13 protein-coding genes are annotated in these 13556 nt (G+C 66.8%); 4 read left to right on the forward strand and 9 right to left on the reverse strand.

Going from position 1 to position 13556, the window contains the following annotated elements; translation table 11 throughout:
* Positions 1–78: 78 nt before the first annotated feature.
* Positions 79–2700, forward strand: coding sequence for an alanine--tRNA ligase (gene alaS / locus ToN1_RS17305; protein ID WP_169207518.1), 2622 nt, complete (start codon positions 79–81; stop codon positions 2698–2700).
* 407 nt (positions 2701–3107) lie between these two features.
* Here alaS and ToN1_RS17310 read toward each other — a convergent pair whose 3' ends face one another.
* The 5 genes from ToN1_RS17310 to ToN1_RS17330 all read right to left on the reverse strand — a co-directional run bounded on the left by ToN1_RS17310 (position 3108) and on the right by ToN1_RS17330 (position 7631).
* Positions 3108–4499, reverse strand: coding sequence for a phosphomannomutase/phosphoglucomutase (locus ToN1_RS17310; RefSeq protein ID WP_169207519.1), 1392 nt, complete (start codon positions 4497–4499; stop codon positions 3108–3110).
* A 160-nt stretch (positions 4500–4659) separates the two neighbouring features.
* Positions 4660–5091 (reverse strand): YybH family protein, encoded by a 432-nt coding sequence (locus ToN1_RS17315; protein ID WP_169207520.1) that lies wholly within the window; start codon positions 5089–5091, stop codon positions 4660–4662.
* Positions 5092–5176: 85 nt separating this feature from the next.
* Positions 5177–5377, reverse strand: a complete 201-nt coding sequence (locus ToN1_RS17320) for a zinc-finger domain-containing protein (RefSeq protein ID WP_169207521.1) — start codon at positions 5375–5377, stop codon at positions 5177–5179.
* A 13-nt stretch (positions 5378–5390) separates the two neighbouring features.
* Entirely contained in the window at positions 5391–6311 is a 921-nt protein-coding gene (locus ToN1_RS17325; protein ID WP_169207522.1) for a branched-chain amino acid transaminase, read from the reverse strand.
* Between the two features lie 114 nt (positions 6312–6425).
* A complete protein-coding gene (locus ToN1_RS17330; protein ID WP_169207523.1) occupies positions 6426–7631 on the reverse strand; it encodes a citrate transporter in 1206 nt (401 codons plus the stop codon).
* Positions 7632–7826: 195 nt separating this feature from the next.
* Between ToN1_RS17330 and ToN1_RS17335 the strand changes: the two genes are divergently transcribed.
* From ToN1_RS17335 to mnmA, 3 genes are read left to right on the forward strand one after another with little or no spacing between them, the layout of a single operon-like run.
* Positions 7827–8282, forward strand: coding sequence for an NUDIX hydrolase (locus ToN1_RS17335; RefSeq protein WP_169207524.1), 456 nt, complete (start codon positions 7827–7829; stop codon positions 8280–8282).
* An 11-nt stretch (positions 8283–8293) separates the two neighbouring features.
* Positions 8294–9016: a hypothetical protein gene (locus ToN1_RS17340; protein WP_210147849.1), complete on the forward strand. Its 723-nt coding sequence runs from the start codon at positions 8294–8296 to the stop codon at positions 9014–9016.
* A gap of 16 nt (positions 9017–9032) precedes the next feature.
* A complete protein-coding gene (mnmA, locus tag ToN1_RS17345; RefSeq protein ID WP_169207534.1) occupies positions 9033–10130 on the forward strand; it encodes a tRNA 2-thiouridine(34) synthase MnmA in 1098 nt (365 codons plus the stop codon).
* A gap of 64 nt (positions 10131–10194) precedes the next feature.
* On the opposite strand, the gene ToN1_RS17350 is transcribed toward mnmA, so the two are convergent.
* The 4 genes from ToN1_RS17350 to ToN1_RS17365 all read right to left on the reverse strand — a co-directional run bounded on the left by ToN1_RS17350 (position 10195) and on the right by ToN1_RS17365 (position 13548).
* The gene (locus tag ToN1_RS17350; RefSeq protein ID WP_169207525.1) at positions 10195–10371 is read right to left on the reverse strand and encodes a hypothetical protein; all 177 of its coding nucleotides are present in this window, start codon (positions 10369–10371) and stop codon (positions 10195–10197) included.
* 59 nt (positions 10372–10430) lie between these two features.
* Positions 10431–11363, reverse strand: a complete 933-nt coding sequence (locus tag ToN1_RS17355; RefSeq protein WP_169207526.1) for a hypothetical protein — start codon at positions 11361–11363, stop codon at positions 10431–10433.
* A 143-nt stretch (positions 11364–11506) separates the two neighbouring features.
* Entirely contained in the window at positions 11507–11959 is a 453-nt protein-coding gene (locus ToN1_RS17360; protein WP_169207527.1) for a SixA phosphatase family protein, read from the reverse strand.
* Positions 11960–12021: 62 nt separating this feature from the next.
* Positions 12022–13548 carry a CYTH and CHAD domain-containing protein gene (locus tag ToN1_RS17365; protein WP_169207528.1) on the reverse strand — a complete coding sequence of 509 codons (1527 nt, stop codon included), beginning with the start codon at positions 13546–13548 and terminating at the stop codon, positions 12022–12024.
* Between the last annotated feature and the right edge of the window lie 8 nt (positions 13549–13556).

Below are 13556 nucleotides of genomic sequence, written 5' to 3' on the forward strand. Positions count from 1 at the left end.
CGGCGGGGCGGCAGTTGGAGTTAGAATTCGTCTTTTACGAATTCCGCTGTAGTGACGCAGCCGAGGCGAACCCCATCCATGAAAAGCGCTGAAATCCGCGAGAAGTTCCTGAAGTTCTTCGAGTCGAAAGGCCACCAGATCGTCGCATCCAGTTCGCTGGTGCCACACGAGGATCCCACCCTGCTGTTCACGAACGCGGGGATGAACCAGTTCAAGGATGTGTTCCTCGGTTTTGACAAGCGCCCCTACTCCCGCGCGACGACCTCGCAGAAATGCGTGCGCGCCGGCGGCAAGCACAACGACCTCGAGAACGTCGGCTACACGGCCCGGCATCACACCTTCTTCGAGATGCTGGGCAACTTCAGCTTTGGCGACTACTTCAAGCGCGACGCGATCGCCTATGCGTGGGAGCTGCTGACTGGGGAGTTCAAGCTGCCCAAGGACAAGCTGTGGGTCACCGTGTACGCCGAGGACGACGAGGCCTACGACATCTGGACCAAGGATGTGGGTGTGCCGGCCGAGCGCGTGATTCGCATCGGCGACAACAAGGGCGCGCGCTACGCCTCCGACAATTTCTGGATGATGGGCGACACCGGTCCCTGCGGTCCGTGCACCGAGATCTTCTACGACCACGGCCCCGAAATCTGGGGCGGCCCTCCGGGATCGCCCGAGGAGGACGGCGACCGCTACATCGAGATTTGGAACAACGTGTTCATGCAGTTCAACCGCGACGAGGCCGGCGTGATGCATCCGCTGCCGAAGCCGAGCGTGGACACCGGGATGGGCCTGGAGCGCATCTCGGCAGTGCTGCAGCATGTGCATAGCAACTACGAGATCGACCTGTTCCAGAGCCTGATCAAGGCGGCGGCGCGCGAGACGAAGACCGCGGACCTCGACAGCCCGAGCCTGAAGGTTCTGGCCGACCACATTCGTGCCTGTTCCTTCCTGATTGCCGACGGCGTGATTCCCGGCAACGAGGGCCGCGGCTACGTCCTGCGCCGGATCATTCGCCGCGCGATCCGCCACGGCTACAAGCTGGGTGCACGGGCGGCCTTCTTCCACCGCTTGGTCGCGGATCTCGTCGCCGAGATGGGCGAGGCCTATCCCGACCTGAAGGCCGTCCAGGGGCGTGTGGTGGAGGTGCTGAAGCAGGAAGAGGACCGCTTCTTCGCGACCATCGAGAATGGCATGGCCATTCTGGAAGCCGAGCTGGCGGCGATGACCGAGGCCGGCGTGAAGGTGTTCAACGGCGAGACGGCGTTCAAGCTGCACGACACCTATGGCTTCCCGCTGGACCTGACCGCGGACGTGTGCCGCGAGCGCGACGTGACGGTCGATGCGGCGGCTTTCGACACGGCGATGGCGCGCCAGAAGGAGCAGGCGCGCGCGGCCGGCAAGTTCAAGATGACGGCGAACCTCGAGTACGACGGTCCGGCGACGGCTTTCCACGGCTACGAGCGGCTCGAGGAGCGCGGCAACGTGCTCGCGCTTTACAAGGACGGTGCGCCGGTCAACGAGCTGGTCGAGGGCGAGATGGGTGTCGTGGTGTTGGACAACACGCCTTTCTATGCCGAGTCGGGCGGCCAGGTCGGCGACCGTGGCGAGTTGCGCGGTGCCGCGGGCATCTTCGCGGTCGAGGACACGCAGAAGATCCAGGCGACGGTGTTCGGCCATCACGGCGTGTTGAAGACGGGGCGGCTGTCGGTCGGGCAGGGGGTAACGGCGAAGGTCGATGCGGCGGCGCGCGCGCGCACGCAGCGCAACCATTCGGTCACTCACCTGATGCACAAGGCGCTGCGCGACGTGCTGGGCACGCATGTGCTGCAGAAGGGTTCGCAGGTCGATCCGGACAAGACGCGCTTCGACTTTGCGCACACCGCGCCGATGACGGCTGAGGAAATCCGTGAGGTCGAGGAGATCGTCAATGCAGAGATTCTTGCCAACGCGGCGACCGATGCATCGCTGATGCCGATTGAGGCGGCGCAGAAGACCGGCGCGATGATGCTCTTCGGCGAGAAGTACGGCGACGAGGTGCGCGTGATGACGATCGGTTCGACGCGGGAGCTGTGCGGCGGTACGCACGTGGCGCGCACGGGCGACATCGGCCTGTTCAAGATCGTGTCGGAAGGCGGTGTGGCCGCCGGCGTGCGTCGCGTCGAGGCGGTGACGGGCGAACTCGCGCTACGCTACGTGCAGGAGCAGGAGCGTCGTGTGCAGGGCGTGGCCGCGTTGCTGAAGACGCAGCCCGACGAGGTGGCCGAGCGTGTCGCGGCGGTGCTCGACAACGTGCGCGCGCTGGAGAAGGAGCTGGCGCGCCTGAAGTCGAAGCTGGCGGCGAGCCAGGGCGACGATCTGGTGGCGCAGGCGACCGATGTGAAGGGCATCAAGGTGCTGGCGGCGATGCTGGACGGCGCGGACGTGCCGACGCTGCGCGAGACGATGGACAAGCTGAAGGACAAGCTGAAGTCGGCGGCGATCGTGCTGGCGTCGACGGCCGACGGCAAGGTGAGCCTGATCGCGGGCGTGACGGCGGACCAGACCGCGAAGGTGAAGGCGGGCGAGCTGGTGAACTTCGTCGCCCAGCAGGTCGGCGGCAAGGGCGGTGGCCGGCCGGACATGGCGCAGGCGGGCGGTACCGAACCGTCTAAGCTGCCGGCGGCGCTGGCGGGGGTTTCGGACTGGGTGGCCGGGAAGTTGTAAGCGTCCGGTTTTCTCGCGGTGTTGAAATCGGGAGCCCCGTCGGTCTTTGGCTGACGGGGCTCTTGTGCTTTCATGGGCGCGGTTTGATGGTGGGCGGGACTCCGTGGCCGGCGCCGTCGCCTTCCCCCTCCGGGCAGGCGTTCGCGGCCTTCGGCTTCCCGCCGGCCGTGCCGTCGCGGGGGCGTCGGCGCAAACTCGGGCGCTGCGCGCCCTCAGACATGCGCCGCCGTTTTTCCCCCGCGACGACCCGGCCGGCGGCGCTCTCGACAGCCCTGCGGGGGAAGGCGACGACGCCTGGCGCGGTGCCGGTGATGCGGGCCTTGTGTTTCGGCTCTGCGGAAAGGAAAAGGCCCCGATCCTCGCGGATCGGGGCCTGTGTTTGTTGTTGTTCTTGTTATCGAGTGTTCTTAGAACGGCAGCTTGAGGCCGGGCCAGACCTGGTCGATCGAGCTGCGGAAGGCGCCCTGGATGCGCGCGATGGCAGCCTCGTTGTCGGCCTCGAATCGTAGCACGACGACGGGCGTCGTGTTCGACGGACGTGCGAGCCCGAAGCCGTCGGCGTATTCGACACGCACGCCGTCGAGGGTGATGACCTCGGTGGCGCCGTCGAAGCGGGCCGTATCCTTGAGGCGGCGCACGAGTTCGAAGGGCTCGCCCTCGGCCATCTTAATGTTGAGTTCGGGCGTGCTGACCGCGTCGGGCAGGCCTTTCAGCACGGCGCTGGGGTCGGCGTGGCGAGACAGGATCTCGAGCAGGCGGGCGCCGGCGTATAGGCCGTCGTCGAAGCCGAACCAGCGTTCCTTGAAGAACACGTGGCCGCTCATCTCGCCGGCGAGCGGGGCGCCGGTTTCCTTGAGCTTGGCTTTCACGAGGGCATGGCCCGTCTGCCACATCGTCGGCTTGCCGCCGTTCTGGCGCACCCAGCCGGCGAGGTTGCGCGTGCATTTGACGTCGTAGATGATCTCGCCGCCCGGCACGCGCGACAGCACGTCGGCCGCGAACAGCATGAGCTGGCGGTCGGGGAAGATAATCTCGCCGTCCTTGGTGACGACGCCGAGGCGGTCGCCGTCGCCGTCGAAGGCGAGGCCGAGTTCGGCGTCGGTTTCCTTCAGGGCGCGGATCACGTCCTGAAGGTTTTCCGGCTTGGACGGATCGGGGTGGTGGTTCGGGAAGGTGCCGTCGACTTCGCAGAAGAGTTCGACGATTTCGCAGCCGAGGCGGCGGAAGAGTTCGGGCGCGACCGCGCCGGCGACGCCGTTGCCGCAGTCGACGACGATCTTCATCGGGCGGGCGAGCTTGACGTCGGAGACGATGCGCTCCAGGTAGGCGCCGATGACGTTTTCCTGGCGCAGCTGGCCGGCGCCGTGGACGAGGTCGTTGTCGGCGATGCGGCGGCGCAGGTCCTGGATCAGGGGGCCGTAGAGGGTCTGGCCGCCGAGTACCATCTTCAGGCCGTTGTAGTCGGGCGGGTTGTGGCTGCCGGTGACGCTGACGCAGGAGTCGGTGCCGAGTTGGTAGGCGGCGAAGTAGGTGAGCGGGGTGGGCACGCAGCCGATGTCGACGACGTCGACGCCCGCGGCGCGGATGCCGTCGGAGAGTGCGCCGGCCAGTTCGGGGCCGGAGAGGCGGCCGTCACGGCCGACGGCGATCGCGCGCTGGCGGCGGGCCACGGCTTCGGAGCCGAGGGCGTGGCCGATGGCGCGCACGGCGTCGGCAGTGAGAGTGCGATCGACGATGCCGCGGATGTCGTAGGCCTTGAAGATTTCAGCTGCCGGGACGGTGTAGGAGGTCGAGGTCATGTTCGCCCTGTTCGTGTGCAGAGATTGGGTTCGAGGCGCGGTCGGACGCTTGCGTGCGTCGGGGCCGCCGAGGTGCGCAGGATAGCGCAGATGGGTGAATCAGGTGTTTCGGTGCGGCCGAAAAAACATAAGCGCATGTTGCGGCGCCGCATCGATTGCGTCAATGCACGATGCGCGGTCCGTCATGGGTGACGGCGTGCTGCATTTCGAGGGCCGGCGAGGCGTGGTGCATGATCATCTTCCACCCGCGCGGGCCGCTCGCGTAGATGTTGGTTGCGATCATCGGCGGGGGCATGCGCTCGTCGCCCGGCAGGGCAACGTGTTCGATGACGTTGTGCGTCGCGAGCAGGGAGTTGCCGGCGACGATACGCTGCGAGACGCTGACTGCGAGACGCGTGCCGCCGGCGAACAGCTGGCGCCATGACTCGTGCACGGCGCGCAGGCCGACGAGGCGGGCGCCGTCCGGGTGGATGCATACGACTTCATCGTCTTCGGACCACACCTGCATCATCGCGTCCAGGTCCGAGCGCGCAAGTGCGTCGTAGAAGGCGGCTTCGGCCTCCAGGGCGGTGGTGTAGACGGGTTTGCTCACGTTCTGCCGGCTCTGACGGTGGGCGGGTTCGGAAAAGCGATGGGGGCATCGCTGCCCCCATTTTCGTTTGATGCGTGCCGCAGGATCAGTGATGACCCTTCGGGCGCTCGCCGGTGAACACGTACTTCGTGCTGCAGTACGGGCAGACCGCTTCGCCTTCGGCCAGCACGTCGAGGAAGACGCGCGGGTGGCGGGCCCACAGCGGCGCGTCGGGGCGCGGACAGTGCAGCGGCAGGTCGTGTGCGGTGACGGCGATGGTTTGGGTCTTGTCCTGGTTGTCGGCCATGGCGGATGCGTCCTCAGATGAAAGAGAGCCAGCGCTCGTATTCGGGGGCGCGACCGTTCACGATGTCGAAGAAGCGCGCCTGGATCTTCTCGGTGATCGGGCCGCGTTTGCCGGCGCCGATCGTGCGGTTGTCGAGCTCGCGGATCGGGGTGACTTCGGCCGCGGTGCCAGTGAAGAAGGCTTCGTCGGCGATGTAGATGTCGTCGCGCGTCATGCGGCGGGATTCGAAGCGCAGGCCCAGTTCGCGGACGATGTTGATCACCGAGTCGCGCGTGATGCCGGTCAGCGCCGATGCGATCTCCGGTTCATAGACCACGCCGTCCTTGATGACGAAGAGGTTCTCGCCCGCGCCTTCGGCGACGAAGCCCTGGGTGTCGAGCAGCAGCGCTTCGTCATAGCCGTCCTGCGTGACTTCGAGGTTGGCGAGGATGGAGTTGGCGTAGGTGCTGGCGAGCTTGGCGCGCGCCATGGTGACGTTGACGTGCTGGCGCGCGAAGGATGAGGTCTTCACGCGGATGCCCTTCTCGAGGCCTTCCTCGCCGAGGTAGGCGCCCCACGGCCAGGCGGCGATGGCGACGTGCACGCGCGCGCCGCGCGTCGAGATGCCCATCTTCTCCGAGCCGTAGAAGGCGATCGGGCGCAGGTAGCAGGATTCGAGCTTGTTGACGCGCACGACTTCCAGCTGGGCTTCCATGAGTTCTTCCTTGGAAAAAGGAATGTCCATCATGTAGATCTTGGCGGAGTTGATCAGGCGCTGGGTGTGCTCGGGGAGGCGGAAGATCGCGGTGCCCTTGGCCGTGTTGTACGCGCGAACACCCTCGAATACGGACAGGCCGTAATGCAGGGAGTGGGTCAGGACGTGCGTGGTCGCCTCGCGCCACGGCACGAGTTTTCCGTCCTGCCAGATGAAACCGTCGCGGTCAGCCATGGACATGGTGGGATTCTCCAGCGGAATTGTATTCAGGGGGGATCCGCCCCGGAGGGCGGAACGAATTCGCGATTTTAGCGCAATCCCGGCGGGAATGCCGGGATGCGCGGGTGCGGCGGCTTACTGCGGATGCCAGCCGACGAAGACCATCATCGCGACGAAACCGGCGACGTAGGCGACCGGCACGTGCCAGCCCTTGCGCAGCCACAGGACGGCCGAGCGGGCCTCGGGGTACATGTTCGAGAGGGCGACGCCGGCCGACGAGCCGAACCACATCATTGAGCCGCCGAAGCCGACCGCATAGGCGAGGAAGCCCCAGTCGTAGGCGCCCTGGCGGATTGCCAGCGCGGTGAGCGGGATATTGTCGAACACGGCCGAAACGAAGCCCAGCGCGAGCGCGCTCATCCACGAGGCGGGCGGCAGCTCGTTCACAGGCATCATCGATGCGCAGCCCACCAGCGATAGCAGGAAGATCGAACCCTTGGCCGTTTCCGGCAGGATTTCCCAGTCGTGGCGGCGCAGTCCGGCGGTCAGCAGGATTGCGACCCACACGGCGACGCCGATGAAGGGGAAACTGCTGGCGATGGACGGGGCGGCGACGTTGATGGTGACGTTGGTGCCGATCGCGAGGCCCAGCATCGTCATGACGATGAAGATGCGGCCCCAGTCGATGCGGGTGTGGTCATGCGCGTGCTTGTTGATCGGCGACCAGGCGTGCTGCTGCTTCGCGGCGAAGAAGCCGAAGATGCACAGGGCGACCCCCGCGCCGAGGGCGGCTTCGAGCACGGCGAGCGGCGAGATGCCGGCGATCCACATCATTGTCGTGGTGGTGTCGCCGACCACGGAGCCGGCGCCGCCCGCGTTGGAGGCCGCGACGATGGCCGCAAGGTAGCCGATGTGCACCTTGGCACGGAAGAGCTGATGTGCCATCGCGCCGCCGATGAGGGCCGCGGCGATGTTGTCAAGGATCGCGGAAATGAAGAAGATCATTACCAGCAGGGCGAAGGGGCCCTTCCAGTCGTGCGGCAGGAACTTCGGCAGGATCACCGGCACGTGGCTCTTTTCGAAGTGCCGCGCGAGGATCGCGAAACCCATCAGCAGGCAGAACAGGTTGGCGAAGGTGACCCATTCATGGCCGAGGTGACCCAGCCAGCCGGCCACGCCGGCGCCCGTTGCGAAACCGGTGAAGACGATCTTGTAGAGGCTGATGACGGCGAAGCCGGTCAGCGCGACGTACAGGGTGTAGTGGTGGAACAGCGCCACGCCGAGCAGGGTGAGCGCGAACAGGATGAAATCGACGGGAATGCCAGCGAGTGTGGGTGTCATGATCGTTTGAGTTGGTCTTGTTCGGACGAGCTGTCTCCTTCGCACGATCTTCTTCTTGGTTTGATGCGGAGAGCCCTGAATAATAATGCTTCCCAGCCTCTTGTGTGCACGTTCCACGGGATGCTTCCGCTTGCACTTTCGAGCGTCGTGCCCGCCGGGCGCGTTAATATCGTCTTTTTGCCTGCGATGGCTGCAATGGAAAGAGTGTGGAAGCCGAATGTCACCGTGGCATCGGTGATCGAGCGCGAGGGGCGTTTCCTGGTGGTCGAGGAGGAAACCGCGGACGGGCTGCGCTTCAATCAACCTGCCGGCCACCTCGAGGCGGGAGAGTCGCTGGTGGCGGCCGCGGCGCGTGAGACGCTGGAGGAAACGGCGCATCGCTTCGTTCCCGAGTATGTGGTGGGGATCTATCAGTGGCCGGTGCCGCAGGGCGGCATCACCTACCTGCGTTTTGCGTTTGGCGGCACGGTAGGCGAGGAGGAGGCTGGGCGCGCGCTCGATGCCGGCATCGTGCGGGCGTTGTGGATGACGCGCGACGAGTTGCTCGACTGCCGTGCGCGACACCGCAATCCGCTGGTGCTGCAGTGCGTGGATGACTGGATCGCGGGACGGCGCTACACGCTCGAGCTGATCCGGCATTATCCGGGCTGAACGCCGACGCGATGCGTGCCGCGCTTCTCACCTGCCTGTCCGCCTGCCTCGTCGGCTGGCTGTCGCCGGCACGCGGGGCAGCCGCGCTCGAAGTGTGTTTCAACTACGGTTGCGCGACGCGGGTCGAGGTGGTGCTGGAGGAGGACGGGCTCGCCGAGGTGGCGGCCGTGCTGGCGCAGGCCCTGGATGCGGACTCGGAACGTGCCGCGATTGCCCGGGCGGTCGGCATGATGCAGCAGCTTGCCGCAGGGCAGACGCCGATCGCAGCGGACCGCGGGGGCAATTTTCTCGATGAGGGCGTCACGGGGCGCATGGACTGCATTGACCACTCGACCACGACGACGCATTTTCTCGAGCTGATGGCCGGGCGCGGCTGGCTGCGTTTTCATCGCGTACTGCCGATCGAGCGGCGTGCGCCCTGGCTGGTGCTGCAGCACTTTTCCGCGGCCATCGAGGAGGTAGATGGTCCGGTGGCGGTGGCTGCCGTCCCGGCTGAGCGAACGGTCGTTCCCGACTATGTCGCGCCGATGCTGGCGCTGTGCGAGTGCGGGGAAGTGCTGGCCGACATCGCGCCGGCTGTCGCCGCCCCCGCGGGGCTGGAGCCGGCACCCGTGCCGGGGCACAATCCGGGCGCACGCTTTGCGGTCGACAGCTGGTTTGTGGATCATGGCGAGCCGGCGGTGGTGCTGCCGCTGGCGGAATGGCTGAATGGAGAAGGACCGAATGTCCAATAAGAAGGACCCGAACGGGATGAGGGTGGTCGTCGGCATGTCCGGCGGCGTGGATTCCTCGGTGACCGCCCTGCTGCTCAAGCAGCAGGGCTATCAGGTGACCGGCCTGTTCATGAAGAACTGGGAAGACGATGACGACGACGAGTACTGCTCGACGCGTCAGGATCTCGTGGATGTCGCGTCGGTGTGCGACGTGATCGGCATCGACCTCGAGGTCGTGAACTTCTCGGCAGAGTACAAGGACCGCGTGTTTGCCGATTTCCTGCGCGAATACGAGGCGGGGCGTACGCCCAATCCGGACATCCTGTGCAACTCGGAGATCAAGTTCCGCTGCTTCCTCGACCACGCGATGCAGCTTGGCGCGGACAAGATCGCGACGGGGCACTATGCGGGCGTGCGCGAGTGGGTCAATGACGGGCGCACCGAATACCAGCTCCTGAAGGCCGAGGATGGTACCAAGGACCAGAGCTATTTCCTCTATCGCCTGACGCAGGAGCAGCTCGCGAAGACGCTGTTCCCGCTGGGTGGCCTGTACAAGCGCGAGGTGCGGCGAATCGCGGCCGATGCGGGCCTGCATGTCGCCGAGAAGAAGGACTCGACGGGCATCTGCTTCATCGGCGAGCGGCCGTTCCGCGAGTTCCTGATGCGCTATCTGCCGACGAAGCCGGGCGAGATCCGCAACCTGGACGACGGGCGTGTGCTCGGCGAGCACCAGGGGCTGATGTACCACACCATCGGCCAGCGGAAGGGACTGCACATCGGCGGCATCAAGGGCAAACAGGACGAGGCGGGCGAGCACGACGCCTGGTACGTGGCCGCGAAGGACGTGAAGGCGAACGTGCTCTACGTGGTGCAGGGACACGAACATCCGGCGCTGCTGCGGAACAGCCTGACGGCGACGGAGCTCAACTGGATCTCGGGGGGCGACCCGCACACCCACTGGGTGTATACGGCCAAGCCGCGCTATCGCACTCCGGACATGCCGTGCGAGATCGACGCTCTGGGCGACGGCCGTGCGCAGATCGTGTTCGCCCAGCCCCAGTGGGCGCTCACGCCGGGGCAGAGCGTCGTCGTGTATGAATCGAAGGTGTGCCTGGGCGGTGGCGTGATCGTCTGAGCCGACGCCCGGTGGCAGTTCGCGGACGCCCGGACGGTGCCGATCGCCGTCCGGGCGTCGCCGTTTACGCGTCGCCTTTGTCGTCGAGGCCTTTCTTGAGCAACTTTGCGACGAGGGGATTGACGCCGGCGCCTGCATTGGCCCCGCCCGACGCTTTAGCAAAGCGGTCGGGAGTGTCGGTATTCTTCATGCGGCTGCGGATCTTGAGGCCGTTGAGTTTTTCGAGGTCGGTCTTTTTCATCGGATGCGGATTCCGGCCGCAGTGCGGCGCGTTGTGGAGGGCGGTCGTGGCCGACGCGCTCAGGGGGCGACCAGCGAGGGGTGCAGGCGCAGACAGAGGCCGCGGCGCCAGTGTTCGCAGCGTTCCACGTATTCGAGCGTGCTCTTGGGCATGGGCACGCGCGCGCGGGTGATGTAGCTGACCAGGTCGCGGCCCTGCACGATGAGGGCCACGCCGTCGATGGCAAGCTGCAGGTCTTCGGGGGCGGTCGCGCCGGCCAGGCGCGGCGAGACAGTGGCAAGCCTTTCCGCCGCCACGGCGAAGTCGGACCACACGTCGAAGATCGCCGGGTCGGTACGCAGGGTCTCGCACTTGACCTTTGCGGCGTCGGTGAAGCGCAGCGTGGGATCCTCGATGCCTTCGAAGAAGCGCGAGCCGGCGAAGGTCTCCACCATCACTCCGCCGATGCGGTCGATGTCGCGCAACGTCTGCGAGATCTTGATGTAGCGGCTGTCGTAGAAGGCTTCGATGGGGATCGAGAATGCGCGGAAGGGTTCGCCCCACAGTTCGTCGATGCCTTCCTCGCCGCTGCGGTGGCGCACGAGCTTGCCGAGGTTGAGCGCCTCCTGCAGGCAGAACCCGCATTCGCGCATCAGCGCGTTGTCGGTCTGGATCTCGATGCCGAGCTCCTGCATCTCCATCAGCTTGGTGAAGATGTCGGTGGCGCGGTTGAACAGCGCGCCGGCGAGCATCGCACCCTTGACGCGCTTGCGTTCCGGGTCCAGCTCGGTGTTGTAGGACGCGCGCGCTTCGGCGAGGCGCTTGCCGGGAATGTTGATGCCGTGTTCGACGTGGTTGAAGAGGCGTCGCGTGAGCCCCTCGATCAGCTGCCGCTTCATGCGCAGCGAATCGGCCGGAGGATCGTAGGCCTTGATCCAGTAGCCGTCGTAGAACACGCGTTCCACGCCGTCGATGACGCGCTTGGTGCCGTTGGCGGTAACGGTAGTATTCATCAGTGGATGCCCGGACGAGTTGAGCGGAAGGCGCGGGCGGGCTGCGCCGTTGTCGCAGGGCGAATCTTACGGCAAGCGTGCTGGCGCGAAGCTGCGCCGCGTACAAATATTTACGCGCCGCCGCGGCCCCGCCCCGGCTGCCTTCAGGCGAGATCGGGCGGGACGACGGCGCGCAGCACGGTCTGGGTTTCGCCGTCGCGCACGCGGTTGCTGAACCACCATAATGCGCCTTTTTTGACCGTCCAGTCTGCTTCTTCGCCCGCGAGAAGCAGGGCGGCCATGCGGCCGAGTGCGGGCTGATGGCCGATGACCAGGCAGGGGCCGGCCGAGTCGGGCCAGCCGGTGGCGGCGAGCAGGTCGGCGACGCCGCCTTCGGGGCCCAGCGTGGGGACGATCTCGAATCGGTCGGTGAAGGCCGCGGCAGTCTGGCGCGTGCGTACCGTGGGACTGACGAGCACGCGCAGGCGCTTGGGGCGGCGCACCTCCAGCCAGTCCGCCATTTGCCGCGCCTGGCGCAGGCCGCGTTCGGTAAGTTCGCGTGCGTGGTCGGGGCTGCCTTCGACCGCTTCGGCATGGCGCCACAGCAGCAGGTCCATCGTGTCCTCCCTGTCCAAAGCTGCGATAGCCTATGGGGCGCGTGTTGCCGTGCGATGACGGTTCAGTCGCGTGCCGCTGCCCAGGGGGCGTCCTCGCGCAGCAGGCGTGCGACGTCGCGCAGCGCGCGGCGGCCGAGGCGGGCGTAGCCGGGGCCGTGCCAGCCGCACACGAAGGCGACCGCAGCGCCCAGCTGCGCATCGTCACCGGCGAAGTGGACGAGGCGGGTGCGGGCGACATCGACGTCGTGTACGAAGCCGAGCGCGTTCTGGGCGCGGACGATGGTCGCGACGTAGCGGCGGGTGGGCTTGGCCGGCAACAGCGGGGCGAAGAACTCGAGCGCGTAGCGCAGGCGCTTGAGGGCGATGCGCAGCGCGTGCAGGTGCGTACGGCTGCGGTCGGCAGCGGCGGCATGCCGGCGCCGGACCTTCTTGCGCAGGCGCTCCAGTTCGCGGACGGCGAAGTCGGCGAGGGCGCGGTCGGCCTCGGCGCGGTCGTCCGGCAGGGCATGCAGCGCCGCGGTCAACCCGATCATGAGGCGGCCCTGGGCGGCGGGGTCGAGCGCATGCAGGGATTCGCTGCGCGCACGCTCGCGTTCGCTGCGGATGCGTTCGGCCAGCGCGATGACGGAATCGGCTTCCCGTCCGCTGTGTTCGGCCTCGTCGGTGGCCACCGGGGCGAGGATTTCTTCGTACAGGACGTCCAGATCGCGGGCTTCGGCAAAGGCGCGGGCGTTTTCGCCAAGGCGCGCGCGCCAGTGCTCGACGAATTCGGGCGGCAGGATCGGCGCAAAGAGGCTCAACAGCGTGCGCAGGCGCCGCAGGGCGACGCGCAGCTGGTGGATGAATTCGGGCGCCCCGTCCTCGGTGGCGCCGACGGCGTTGGCCTGCCACTGGCGCAGGCAGGCGTAGGCGAGGGAGCGGAAGGCCGCGAGCGGCGATTCGTCGCTGCGGATCGCAGACGGCTCGGAGCGTGCGGGTTCGGGCCGCGTGCCGAGGTGCAGGGCGTAGCCGCGTTCGGCCTTGCTGATGTCGCTGGGCATCAGCGGGTTGTCGGCAGCGAGGCGGCAGGCGAGCAGGAGCAGGTCGAGCGGTTCGCCGGCAACGAGTTCGAGCTCGAGTTCGCTGATCGGTGCCCGCCGGTCGCCGGCGACGACTTCGCCGGTGTCCATCATCATCAGGATGCGCACCTTGTCGTCGGGCGCATACAGGCGCGTTTCGCGCCGGAAGCGGGTCGAGAAGACGGGGACGAGTGCCGATGCGTGGCGTGTGAGGAGCTTGCGCACCCTGGGGGCATCGACGGCGCTGAAGTCGAAGCTGCCGGAAAAGGGCTGCTCCCACTCGGGCCGGCTCGTGAGGCCGGCCGTGGATTCGGCCGCGCACTTCACGGTCTGCAGTTCGACGCGCCCCTGCTTGCGGGTGCGCAGGGCAATCCTGCGGGCCTGGAGGCGCAGGTCCGGGGTGTCGAAGTAGGTGTTGTCGAGCGTCTTCGTGTTCCCCTGGCGGGCGGCGCCGGCCACCAGCGGGTGGCGCTTCAGCGCCGCTAGGGACTTGGGGGGCAGCGCGAGTTTGAGTTCGATTTCCTGGCTCATGAGGCTCG

The sequence above is a fragment of the Aromatoleum petrolei genome, assembly GCF_017894385.1.
Taxonomy (GTDB): Bacteria; Pseudomonadota; Gammaproteobacteria; order Burkholderiales; family Rhodocyclaceae; genus Aromatoleum; species Aromatoleum petrolei.